General features: G+C 40.3%; 7 protein-coding genes. 6 read left to right on the top strand and 1 reads right to left on the bottom strand.

Annotated elements, in window-relative coordinates; genetic code table 11:
- Window positions 1-22 precede the first annotated feature (22 nt).
- The 4 genes from JN11_RS07140 (at window position 23) to JN11_RS07125 (ending at window position 7,850) form a co-directional block, all read left to right on the top strand.
- Entirely contained in the window at window positions 23-3,493 is a 3,471-nt protein-coding gene (locus JN11_RS07140; RefSeq protein ID WP_170227707.1) for a TonB-dependent receptor, read from the top strand.
- A 19-nt stretch (window positions 3,494-3,512) separates the two neighbouring features.
- Complete coding sequence (locus tag JN11_RS07135; RefSeq protein WP_144911110.1) at window positions 3,513-5,036, top strand: RagB/SusD family nutrient uptake outer membrane protein; 1,524 nt, start codon at window positions 3,513-3,515, stop codon at window positions 5,034-5,036.
- Window positions 5,037-5,132: 96 nt separating this feature from the next.
- Window positions 5,133-6,596, top strand: coding sequence for a glycoside hydrolase family 30 protein (locus tag JN11_RS07130; protein ID WP_246138957.1), 1,464 nt, complete (start codon window positions 5,133-5,135; stop codon window positions 6,594-6,596).
- A 21-nt stretch (window positions 6,597-6,617) separates the two neighbouring features.
- Entirely contained in the window at window positions 6,618-7,850 is a 1,233-nt protein-coding gene (locus tag JN11_RS07125) for a multiheme c-type cytochrome (RefSeq protein ID WP_144911108.1), read from the top strand.
- A gap of 217 nt (window positions 7,851-8,067) precedes the next feature.
- Here JN11_RS07125 and JN11_RS07120 read toward each other — a convergent pair whose 3' ends face one another.
- Window positions 8,068-9,087, bottom strand: coding sequence for a response regulator (locus tag JN11_RS07120; RefSeq protein WP_144911106.1), 1,020 nt, complete (start codon window positions 9,085-9,087; stop codon window positions 8,068-8,070).
- A gap of 543 nt (window positions 9,088-9,630) precedes the next feature.
- Between JN11_RS07120 and JN11_RS07115 the strand changes: the two genes are divergently transcribed.
- Complete coding sequence (locus tag JN11_RS07115) at window positions 9,631-11,346, top strand: alpha-keto acid decarboxylase family protein (protein WP_144911104.1); 1,716 nt, start codon at window positions 9,631-9,633, stop codon at window positions 11,344-11,346.
- A 34-nt stretch (window positions 11,347-11,380) separates the two neighbouring features.
- The gene (locus JN11_RS07110; RefSeq protein WP_144911102.1) at window positions 11,381-13,381 is read left to right on the top strand and encodes a flavin monoamine oxidase family protein; all 2,001 of its coding nucleotides are present in this window, start codon (window positions 11,381-11,383) and stop codon (window positions 13,379-13,381) included.
- The last annotated feature ends 207 nt before the right edge of the window (window positions 13,382-13,588 follow it).

Raw genomic sequence — 13,588 nt, 5'->3', positions numbered from 1 at the left:
GCCTACTCTTTGGTATAAAATCATGAAGATTACATTTAGCCAAATCCTGATAGCCGCCGTATTAAGCAGCTTTGCTTATTCAAGTCCGTTGAAGGCACAGGATGTACTTAATAAAACAGTAAATATGTCGCTTGGTAATACTACTTTGCTTGATGTATTAAACTATTTACAGAAAAACAATGACGTTAAGTTTATTTACAGCAAAAACGCTATTGATGTTTCAAAAACAGTAACCGTTAATTTTGAAAATCAGTCACTTAAAACCGTACTTGACCAGGTGTTTAAAAACAATGGTATTGACTACGAAGTACTAAAAGACAGAATAGTTTTGGGTAAAAATGCTGAAAATACAGTAACGGTTAACAATGACGGTACTGTAACTATAGCAACCGGAACAACATCAGCAAAAGCCGTAGCAGGTATCCCGGTAACAGGTAAGGTAGTTGATGAAACTGGTTTGCCAATTATCGGAGCTTCAGTTGTAGAAAAAGGTACAACCAATGGTATCACAACTGATATTAACGGTGCGTTTAAACTTAATGTAAGCGGCCCACAAGCTGTACTTGAGGTTCAATACATTGGCTACACTACAAAAGATGTTACCGTAGGTGCGCAAACTTCTATCACTATTACTTTAGTGGAGGCTGTTAAAGGCTTAAATGAAGTGGTAGTTGTAGGTTACGGTACGCAAAAGAAAGCCGTTGTAACAGGTGCAATTAGCCACGTAGCAGCGAGTGATGTTCAGGATCAGCAAGTTACCCGTGTTGACGATGCTTTGCAGGGAAGAACTTCAGGTGTGAATGTGGTACAAAGCTCTGGTGCCCCGGGTTCTGCTCCGGCTATCAGAATCAGAGGTATAACTTCAATAAACAACAGTGATCCATTATATGTAATTGATGGTGTTGTTGTTGACAACGGTGGTATTGATAACATCAACCCTAATGATGTTGAAAGCATTGATGTGTTGAAAGATGCTTCTGCTGCAATTTATGGTTCACGCGCCTCAAATGGTGTAGTTTTAATTACTACAAAAAAAGGTAAAAAAGGCTCTGCCAAAGTTAGCTATAATGGTTATGTAGGGTATCAAAATCCGGTAAGCAAGCCTCAATTAACCGATGCTACCCAATATGCAACTTTAAGAAACGAAGCTGCTGCAAATGATGCCAGAAATCAGGGAAATACTTATGTGCCTGTTTTTGCAAATCCTTCTTCATTTGGAGTAGGTACTAACTGGCAAAATGAAATTTTCACCAACGCCTTGATACAAAATCACAATTTAAGTATCAGTGGTGCTACCGATGATGCCAATTACTATACTTCATTTGGTTATTTAGATCAGGATGGTATCGTTGATCCGTCAATTTCTAATTATAAGAAATTTACCTTTACTGCTAATACCAGCTATAAAGCAAAAAAATGGTTAACAATAGGTGAAAACATCACTTATACTTACACCCACAGTCAAAGTAGTTTAAATACAAACAGTGTATTTGGTGGGCCTTTAAGCTCTGCTTTAAACCTTGATCCTATTACCCCGGTAATACAAACTAATCCTGCTGGTTCGCCAAACCCTAGCGATTATGCTAACCAATATGCAGTTAGAAATGCACAGGGTCAGCTTTATGGCATATCGCCTTATGTTGGGCAAGAAATAACCAATCCATTGGCTTATTTGCAAACCCAGTTAGGAAACTACAATTATGCGACTAACTTATTAGGAAATGCATTTGTTGAAATTACTCCTATCAAAGGGTTAAAGATCAGATCACAAATCAGTGCTAAACAAGCTTATTATGGCAGTGATTCATTTACACCGCTTTACTATTTGAATTCAAGTACAAGCAATTTGTCAAATACATCACAATACCTGGCAAATAACAGAAACTTTACCTGGAACATTGATAACACCGCTACTTACACGCGTTCTTTTGGAAAACATAACTTTACCGCTTTAATTGGTCAAAGTGCACAGGAAGAAAGTGGAAGCACCCTGGGTGGTACATTTATTGGTGAGCCGGTTAACACTTTCAGCCAGGCGTCTCCAAATTTCTCTTTACCTGCGGCTAATACTATTGCTAACGGTAGCGATAATCAGCCATATCACCTGGCTTCTACCTTTGCAAGATTACAATATGATTATGATGGGAAATACTTATTCTCAGGTGTTATCCGCCATGATGGATCTTCAAAGTTTGGTAGCGATAACATTTACGGTACCTTCCCTTCGGCCGAAGCTGGTTACGTAATATCAAAAGAGGACTGGTTCCCTAAAGAATCATTTGTTGACTTTTTGAAAATACGTGGTTCATATGGTATAGTGGGTAACGAAATGGCATTGAATCCATTTGAATATACTTCGACTATTGGTAGCGGGCACAATTATGTGTTTGGCAATGGTCAAGTGTTAAACATTGGTTATAGCCCGAACGCTCCTGCCAACCCTAACCTGAAATGGGAAGAAACCAAAACAGCAGATATCGGTTTTGATGCAATTGTGCTGCACAACTTAAATGTAACCTTTGATATTTACCAAAAACTAACTCAGGGTATGCTTGAGCCGGTTCAACTTCCTTCGTACGCAGGTTTTGCTACTGCTCCATTTGCTAACATAGGCAATATGGAAAATAAAGGTGTTGAGTTGGAATTAAATTATAATGATAGAATAGGCGACTTCCGCTACAGTGTTGGTGGTAATATCTCTTATAACCATAATGAAGTTACTTCATTGGGTGATCAGATCCAATATCAAAAAACAGGATCATTACAAGGAGATAACAGTTATGAAATTGGTCGTGTAACTCCAGGACAGCCTTATGGTGAGTTTTATGGTTTTGAAGAACTAGGTGTATTCCATTCTCAAGCTGAAATTGATGCTTACAAAAATAAAAGTGGTGCTTTAATACAGCCAAATGCAAAACCAGGTGATTTTAAATGGGCTGATATTAACGGAGATGGTAAAATTGATGCAAATGATCGTACCTTCTTAGGTAACCCATTGCCAACATTTACTTATGGTGTTAATTTTAATGCCAGCTATCATCAGTATGATATTAAATTATTTGGTCAGGGTGTATGGGGTAATAAAATATTTCAGGCATACCGTCGTCTAGATATTCCAACGGCTAACTATCCTATTGCCGCATTAAATGCATGGACTCCATCAAATGCCAACAGTAACTATCCTGCATTAACAGTAACTGATCCTACAGGTAGTGGTGATTTTACAAATCCATCAAATTTTTATTTGCAAAATGGAGCTTATTTCCGTATCAAAACTTTGCAACTAGGTTACACTTTACCAACAGCATGGTTAAAAGCAGCTGATATTCAGAAAGTAAGATTCTTTATCAGCAGTAATAACCTGTTAACCATAACCGGTTATAAAGGATATGACCCGGAAGTAGGTATTGGTAACAACAATCAGTTTGGTGTGGATATGGGTATTTATCCTCAGGCACGCACATTTATGGCCGGCCTTGATATAACATTGTAAATTTTAAGATTTAAAGAAAATGAACAGAAAATATTTAAAATATATAGCTATTTCCCTGATAGGAGTGGTTGGAGTAGTTGCTTCCTGTAAGAAATCTTTCCTTGAGCTACAACCCAAAGGAGAGTTTTTGGGTTCAAATTTTTATGCAAATCCTTCGCAGGCCCTAGAGGGAGTTGTAGCAGCTTATGATCCGCTGGTTACCGAAACCGGAGGTATTGATAATACTTATTCTGATCCGCTTGGTGCATTAAATGCAGGGTCGGATGATTGTGTTGCCGGTGGTGGTAGCTCATCTGACGTAAACCAATGGCAGGTATTTAACAACTACACATTAAATCCTTCAGTTGGTCCTCAAGATCAGTTTTGGGCAATAAACTTTCAGGGTGTTAACCGTGCCGATGTATTATTACAGGCACTACCTAGCGTACCTGGCTTAAGTGCTGATCTTTTAAAGAGATATACCGGTGAGGCCCTGTTTTTACGTGCACACTATTATTTTGATCTGGAAAGGTTATTTAAAAATGTACCGTTAATATTAACACCATTAACAACTGCACAGGTTTATACCGTAACTCAAGCTACTCCTGCAGCTGTATATGCACAAATCGAAGCAGATTTAACAACTGCCGTTGCTGATTTGCCTCCAACTGTTGTGGCCGCAGAAGATGGTCGTGTTACTCAGGGTGCAGCTAAAGCTCTTTTAGGTAAGGTGTATCTTTACGAACAGAAATGGGCGCAGTCTGCCGCAATCCTTGCTGATGTAAACGGAACAACTCCAGGCGGTACCAACAGCACTTATGGTTATGCATTATTGCCTAATTATGGTGATATTTTTGATCCGAAAAATAAATTTAACAGTGAGTCTATTTTTGAATTGGTACACTCAGGTACACAAAATTATACCTGGAGCAACTGGGATCAGTTTAAATCAAACATTTATGTTCAAATGGTTGGTCCAAGAAGCTACGGCGGTCCGTTATACTACAGCGGTGGTTATGGTTTTAACCCGGTAAGTACTCAATTGGCTACTGCAATGAAAGGCGACCCAAGGTATCCTTACACTATTGCTAATATCGATAGTTTAACAAAAGCAACCAATACCACTTATTCACCAAGCTATCAGAACACTGGCTATTTTATTCAAAAATATGCTCCATTGTTGAAGAACGTAGTAACTACCGGTACTATTGACCTTAACTGGCCAAATGATTATATCGAGATCCGTTTAGCTGATACTTACCTGATGGAAGCTGAAGCATTGGTAAATGCCGGTTCAAACACTGCACGTGCACAAGCATTATTAGATGCAGTACGTGCAAGGGTTGGCTTAGCATCAGTACCTGTAAGCTTACCTAACATTTACAACGAACGCCGTTTAGAGCTTGCTACTGAAGGCCACCGTTGGTTTGACTTAGTTAGATGGGGACAAGCACCTACCGTTTTAGGCTTTAAAGGTTTTACTGCCAACAAAAACGAAATATTACCTATTCCGTTAAATGAAACAACTAACGGTTCAAAAATTAAACAAAATCCGGGCTATTAATCAATAACCTGTAAACAAACCCTGCAAGGCTTATCTTGCAGGGTTTGTTTTAACAATCCTTTTCCTATTAACAACCTTCCCATTAAAATTATAGCCATGAAAGGAAAGAAGAAACAATTTTTATTGGCCGGTTCTATGCTTTTTATTTGTTTTGCTGTAGCGGTTGGTTGCAGTAAAAAATCAACTAGCGGTGGTCAGCCGATTAATCCCGTTACTCCGGTAACACCTGTTAAAACGGATGTAAGCATGTGGTTAACCACTCCCGACAGACAATCATTATTGCAAAAGCAAAATATTAGTCTGTTGTTTAGCAGTCCAACTAATCAAAATGCCACTATTAATGTTGACACCACCCAAACTTACCAATCAATAGATGGTTTTGGCTTTGCATTAACCGGTGGCAGCGCCTCTTTAATTAACCAGTTACCGGCAGCTCAGCAAGGGCCATTGTTAACCGAACTTTTTGGTACCGATAGTACAAGTATTGGTATCAGTTATTTGCGGATAAGTATTGGTGCATCTGATTTGAGCGCAAGTGATTTCACTTATGATGATGTAACCGATGCATCAGGTACTGATGTTAATCTTAAGAATTTTAGTATCAGTATGGAACAAACAGACCTGATACCTCTTTTGAAAAAGATACTCGCTATAAATCCATCTATAAAAATTATAGCTACTCCATGGACGGCTCCCAGTTGGATGAAATCAAACAACAGCTTTAGCCAGGGAAGTTTAGACACCGCTTATTATAGCGTTTATGCCAACTATTTTGTGAAGTATATTCAGGCAATGCAGCAGCAGGGAATAACTATTGATGCCATAACGCCACAGAATGAACCGCTGAATGCAAACAATAACCCAAGCATGGTGATGCAGCCAAATGAGGAAGATAATTTTGTAAAAAATAACCTCGGCCCTGCATTTAAAATTGCCGGTCTAACTACAAAAATCATTGTGTATGATCATAATGCCGATAGAACGGATTATCCGGAAACTATTCTGGCAGATCAGGCAGCTAATCAATATGTTGATGGCTCGGCCTTCCATTTGTATGCAGGTGATATCAGTGCATTAACGCCTGTTCATACTGCCTACCCTAACAAGAATCTTTATTTTACTGAAATATATACAGCCTCAACAGGTTCATTCAGTGGTGACCTGTCATGGCATTTAAATAATATTATTATTGGTGCTACCCGTAACTGGTGCAAAAATGTAATAGAATGGAACCTGGCATCCGATCCTAATTTTGGTCCGCATACCAATGGCGGTTGTTCTACCTGCCAGGGAGCTTTAACCATAGGATCATTTATATCGCGTAATGTTTCTTATTATATTATTGCCCATGCATCAAAATTTGTAAGACCAGGTGCCGTACGTATAGCATCAGATGTTAATACAACTTTACCCAATGTAGCGTTTAAAAACACAGATGGCTCCAAAGTGCTTATTGTATTAAACGCAGGTGCCAGTGCTCAACAATTTAATATTAAATTTAATTCAAAAATAGTAAGCACAACTTTAGGTGCCGGAGCTGTTGCTACCTATAAATGGTAACAGCTACGATAGTAAAGGATAATGAAAACTAAGAATATTTGCTTTTTTGTTTTTCTTTTAATTCCGTTAAGTACGTTGCTTACGCAATGTTTTAATAAGGAAAAAGCAGATCCGCGCGACCCGGTTTATGCAGGTTCTAATAAATGTATAAAATGCCATAAGGATGTTTACAATTCATACATCCATACGGCTCACTTTCAAAGTTCAAGAATTGTCGATGAACATGACATTCACGGCAGTTTTTTGAAAGGAAAAAACACGGTTGGTCTAAACGACAGGTTAAAGGTAGTAATGGAAAAGCACCAAGATGGCCTTTACCAGGTTGCCTACCTTGACGGCAAGCAACTGGATGCCCATCGCTTTGATATTACTTTTGGCGGCGTTAAATCTGAAACCTATTTGTACTGGAAAGGCAAGGAAATATTTGAGCTGCCGATGTCGTACTTTAGTGCTTTGCATAGCTGGACAAATAGTCCCGGTTACTCCGGTAATCAGGCTGACTTTAGTCGCCCTATACTGCGCAGATGCTTTGAGTGCCATAGCTCGTATATTAAAGAAATTCCGCAGGCGGAAGTTAATTTGCAAAGCCGTAAGGTTGAGTTCGATCCCCAATCGCTTATTTTAGGGATTGATTGTGAACGCTGCCATGGCCCGGGTACCAATCACGTAAATTTCCATACCGAGTTTCCAGAAGAAAAGAAGGCAAGATACATTGTTAAGTTTTCCTCATTAACGAGGTCGCAAAAGCTGGATGCTTGTGCGGTATGCCACGGAAGTGCCAAGGATGTTTTTCAGAGATCTTCGTTCATTTTTAAGATGGGCGATACTTTAGCCAAGTTTAAGGAACCCAATTTTTTAAAGCAGGATCCTAACCCGGCTACGCTTGATGTTCATGGTAACCAGAATGGTTTGCTGGCTTTCAGCAAATGCTTTTTAATGAGTAATATGGATTGTACAACCTGCCATGATGTTCATCAGAACCAAAGCACTAACCTGGCATTGTATTCGCAAAAATGTATGAATTGCCATAATGAAGCCAATCATAACTTTTGTAAAATGGCACCCAAGTTGGGGGCTGCAATAAAAAACAATTGTATTGATTGCCATATGCCGTTGAAACCTTCAGGTATTATTTCAGTTGTATCAACCCATGGCGAAAAACAGGATCCTTATCTGGTACGTACGCACCGGATTGCCATTTATCCTGAAGAAACACAAAAAATACAAGCATTTATTAGTGCCAAAAAATTATAACCAATAAAAAAATCCGGGCATACTTCCGGAATTTTATTGATTAATGAAGAGTTTAAGTGCCTTGCGGTGCTTAAAAAAGGATCAGCATGAGAAATTGATCCGATTTAGTTGAGGTTATCTGTTTGATAGCTTAATGGCGCTCCGGGGTGAGATACGGGGCGCTTTTTTATTGGCCAAATTTGTTTCTATCTTGATCATATCAACAAAAGAGACATCATTAATAACCATTTTTTGTAATCTGGTAATCGGCGGCCCTGGTTTTGTCGGTTATGTTTTTAATGAGCTCATCCAGTTCATTTGCTGATAGCCATAAATACTCGAGCATGGTTTCCTTGTCGTCTTTATTGCTTGGTTTTAAATCTTTAAGTAAAGGAACAAGTCCCATAATACGGGCTAGAGGAGCCCTTACAATGTGCGATTGTATCCATGATATTTCCCTCAATTTTTCGTTCTGCTTTTCAATAGCCTTTATATAGGTTATTCTTTCGGTAACATCATTGGCTAAAACCACATTGGCTTTTTTACCCCGGTAAAATATGGGATTACTTTGAAGGTCAACCTGTATAATATCGTCATTCTTTTTTTTGTGTTCATATACTCCATGCAATACCATGCCGTTTTTATCGGGGGAGGAAATTGTGGGTGTTTCCTGACGCCGAATCTCTATATCTTTTAGAGTCATCGATAAAAATTCAGTGTGGCTGTAGCCATAATGTATTATAGCCGCTTTATTTACATTCAGAAACTTTAGCGTCTCCACATCATAAACCCAAATTGGCAGGGGACTTAGGTGGAAAAGCTCACTATACTTTTTTTCTGATTCTGCCAGATCTGCCGTGATCCTTTTGCGTTCGGAACTGTAAATAATGCTTTTATAAAGTGATAAAGGTGTTAGCTCTTCCTTTAACATATAATCAGAAACCCCAAGTGAAAGCGATTTTACTCCAAAAGCAAAATCAGTATACCCAGTTAAAACTATTACCGGCGTATTGGCACATAGTTCAGTAATTCCTTTAATAAGTGGCTCGCCCTTCATGTCGGGTAATGAAAGGTCAAGCAGAATAATATCGAAGATACATGTGCTTTCTGATAGTAATTTCCTGGCCTCATTATAGTTTTCAGCACGGATGATAACAGTACTTTCTATCTGCTCAAATAAAAAATCTTCAATCAGGGCGTAATCCCCGTGGTTGTCTTCTACAATTAAAATATGTAATGATCTTTTGTCTGCGGCCATAATTCTTACTTAGCTGGTATGGAAACAATATTGATCCGGAAATCTTCTATTTTGGAAACTGCATTTATAAAATCGCCTACCTTAATAGATATTGGCCATATGATATAGCTGTCAATTCAGGGTGGACGATCTGTAATTTCTAAAACTTAACTGCAAAAAAAGGTTCTGGTATTTCTTCTTTAAAATTATTCTTCAATGGAGGTTTTTATTGTTATGATCTGTTAGTAACAAAATTTGATTTCGCTGGTTTTTAATTTTTTATTGGTGTATATAAATAAACCTATTCCGTATAAGAATATTTAGTAATAGTAAATAAAGGTATTGTAAATATTGTTATTTATTAACACAAAAGCAACCCGTATTTTAACGGTGTCTTAAGCCTCACCCAAACCCTTTCTGCCAGAGAAGGCAGGGCGAGGCTCCTTTTTGATTATTTAATTGCTTTTTAATCAATGTTGCTTATCTTTATTGTAATAAACAGGCTTAAACCCAATGGCCTTTTATTTTGTCCCTAAACATTTATCATAAACCTGAATTCATAAAATGGAAAGCAACACCTTTACCGTGGCCGACTATCTTTTAACCCGGCTTAAACAGCTTAACTGTACCAATGTATTTCAAATTCCGGGCGATTATGTAAAGCACTTTACTCAAACATTGGAGTATTTTGATGGCGTAAATGCCATTGGTGCCGTAAACGAACTGGATGCTGCATACGCAGCCGATGCCTATGGCCGTACCCGTGGATTGGGCGCTGTATCCCTGCAATACGGGGTAAGCACCTTTAGTGCATTGAATGCCATTGCAGGGGCGTATGTAGAATATAGCCCGGTAGTAGTGATCAGCGCATCACCGGGAGCTGATGCCCGCCAGATTACTAAAATGTACGATGTTCTTTACCACCATTCAACTGGAAATACCGATCTGGATCTGGAAGTATACCGCCATGTAACCGTTGCTGCCGAATTATTGAGCACATCGGTAGGTGCTGCCGAGAAAATTGATAATTTACTGATTGCTGCTATTACCTACAAAAGGCCGGTTTATATTGCCTGTTATAAAGAAGTTTGGGCCGAACCTTGTCCGCGTCCATCAAAAAAAGCACTGGAACCTTTGGTTTTAAAGAGCGATCAGCTGGCACTTACCAATGCGGTGACTCAGGCATGGTCGCAAATTACGGCTGCTAAAAATCCATTGATATTTGCCGGGGTAGAAGTATTGCGCTATGGCCTGGCCGACCTGTTACAGCAAATTATTGATGCCAGCGGGTTTTTGTATACCACTACCAGCTTAGGCAAAACTGTATTGGACGAAAAAGGCGATAAGTTTATCGGCACTTATTCTGATGCTGCATCTATAAAAAGTGTAACCGACGTGGTTACTGCGGCCGATTGTGTGATTACCCTTGGAACCATTATTACTGATGATTACCTGGTATTTATTGAAAGCAAATATGCCAGCATGGTACTGGCTACTACCGAACAGGTAAGGGCAGGTTATTTTATTTATGAAAATGTAATCATGAAAGATTTTATGGTTGCCCTATTGGCTCTGTTTAAAAGCACCAAAGGTTATCCGCTAAAAACGGTGGCACCTCCGCAACCCAAATACCCGGAACCATGGCTATCCAACTCTGATCCGTATTGGGATACCCAGCCGGATGTGATTACTTATAACCGCTTTTTTCAGCACTCCATGAAGTTTTTGGATGATAATAATTTGCTGGGCAAAATTGTGATGACCTATGGTATCAGCTCATCTTTGTATGTGGCCACCAATGCTTATGGGCTTACGCAAAATAGTTATATCTCATCAGCAGCATGGCAGTGTATTGGTTTTGAAACCGGTGCGGCATCAGGTGCGCAACTAGGTAGCGGTAAACGTGCATGGACAGTTGCCGGTGATGGTGGCTTTATGATGGTTTGCCAATCGCTTTCAACGCTGGCCCGCAACAAGCTGAATGCCGTGCTTTTTGTAATAAGTAATGGCGTGTATGCTATAGAGCAGGTTTATGTTGATATGACTTCTTTTGAACCCGGACCTCAGCATAAATTTGATGCTTTTGACATTCTGCCTAAATGGGATTATCTATCGTTGGCCAGAGCTTACGGAGCTGAAGGATTTGTGGTGAGAACCATTGCTGAGTTAAACACCGTTTTAAATCAACTTAAACACATAACCGATAAACCTGCCCTGATCCAGGTGGTGATCCCCGAAAAGGATCTGCCAGGACAAATGCGCAGGCTCGGATTAGAATAAATAGTAAAATCAACCTAAAAAAACCTTAAAACAGATGAAAAAGAAAACTTATTCCATTTTTGGAGCCGGTGCCGCAGGACTTTATACCGCATGGCGCCTGCTCAATGGCGAAACTGAAAACGAAGCAGCCAAAGCCAAACAACTTGTTAGTGGCGATATATTGGAACTATACGACTGGGGCCAGTACAATTTTAATGATGAAAACCCTGGTACCCGTGCCGCCGGTGCCCGTGTTTGTACCTGGCACTATCAGGATGATAAATCAAAATCATACCTGGAACTGGGTGGCATGCGCTATTCTGAATGGAACGGCGATAATGATGCCATGAGCCAGGGGCACCGCCTGGTAACTACTGTTATTAAGGATTTGCATTTGGATCAGTATTCGGTACCTTTTAATGAATCAACCAACCCGCTGTATTGCCTGCGTACAAAAAATATGTACCTCAATGATATTACCTCACTTAACCCGGCACCGTACTATGTAAAAAACTACGGAAACACAGACTCGCCCGATAACGGTTTTAACATAGTAGAAAATTTAGCCGTTACCGCAACCACAGGCCCACAAACCCGTGCCCAATGGTGCGATTTTTACCAGAACGGCAAGATCACCGCTGAACTGGCCGAAACTTCGGTTTTTCAGAAAGGGGATCTGTTAAAAAATATAGGCTACTGGAACCTGATGTTTGATCAGCTGGGGTCGGAAGGATATGGCTATACTGCTGATGGTAATGGCTATACCTCGAACGTAATTAACTGGAATGCGGCAGTTGCCTTTCAGGCCAATAATGAGTTTACACCAGGTACCGAGTATAAAACCCTAACCACAGGCTACTCCAGCATGTTTAATGCTTTGTTTGATGCCATTGTTAAGCTGGCAAAGCAAAAAGGAGTAAGTTTTGAATATCATCCTAATACCCGTTTGCATTCTATATTGCAGATTAAAGGCGTTATCCATTATGCTTTGGCTACGCGCGAAAATCCTAATAAAAAATCAGCATCCAGAACTACCGATGCGGCCTGGCTGGCTATGCCGCGTAATGCTATTGATTTAGTAGCACAGGCTACCCGTTATGTGGATCATGAAGGTTTGGATGTGCTGAATCATGAAAAGGTACAGCTTTACCTGGAGTCGGCTGTATTGCAACCATCTTACAAAGTGGGGATGTTTTTTGACCAGCCCTGGTGGACAGCCGGTGCCGTGACCCCGCCACCTTACCCTGCGCCTATTACCAGTTACGAAGTAACCACAAATGTGTTAAAGCAATTAGGCGAACAGGGCTTTCCGGCTCAATACCTGAAAAAGATTGGTGCCGATAACAGCATATTGGAAACACCATTTGCCGCAACTGCCGATTTGATAAAAGCGGTGGAGCTATGCATATTGGAAAGATTAACCGTTACCCAGGAACAGCAATTACTTAGCACCGCCGAAAGAAACACCATTGGTCCAAGCGTAACCGATATGCCCATACGCCAGGTGGTTTATTTTGGCGATAATGCACTCAATCAAAATGGCGAAAAGGTTTATGGCATATTGGCCAGTTATGATGATGAACAGTTTACCAGTTTTTGGGAAGAATTGGAGTACGGCAAAGATACAGTAGAAAAAGTGCCGTTCTCTGATAACTACCAGCCGCTGATTGGTCCGCGCAAGGCGCCTGAGGTGATGGTAAAAATGTTGCGCCAGCAATTAGCCGCCCTGCATTTTGGCCCGTCGAGCGATTACAGTTTTGTGCCAGAGCCTTTGGAAACAAGGTACATGGATTGGTCATTGCCGCCGTTTAATGCTGGTTACCATGCCTATGCAGCGCATTACAATGTATGCGATGTACAGCAAAAAATCCGCAAACCATCGCAGTTGATTTTTGAGGCCGATGCCGATATTTTTATTGTAGGTGAGGCTTACTCAAACGACCAGGCCTGGGTAGAAGGTGCGTACTGCACAGCCGAATCGGTATTGAATGATTTCTTCGGTATCAAACCATTAATCGATAAAAGTAATTATCCATTTATTTGTCCTTGTTGTTAAGTAGATAATGATTTCCAACCCTCTTTGCCGCCCGCGGCAGAGAGGGTGATCCAGCGCAGCGTAGATCGGGTGAGTCTACTCTGCGAGCGGCATTATCGTAAATGCATTGGCGTATTGACTCATCCCGACGACGCTACGCTGGTCGACCTTCTCTTCGCCTTCGGCGGAAAGAAGGTAGCCAAAGCGTAAAGAAGACACGACAAAACA

This window comes from Mucilaginibacter frigoritolerans (genome assembly GCF_007830615.1).
GTDB lineage: Bacteria > Bacteroidota > Bacteroidia > Sphingobacteriales > Sphingobacteriaceae > Mucilaginibacter > Mucilaginibacter frigoritolerans.
The sequence above is the reverse complement of the archived record's forward strand: the minus strand, read 5'-3'. Positions and strand labels throughout refer to the sequence as shown.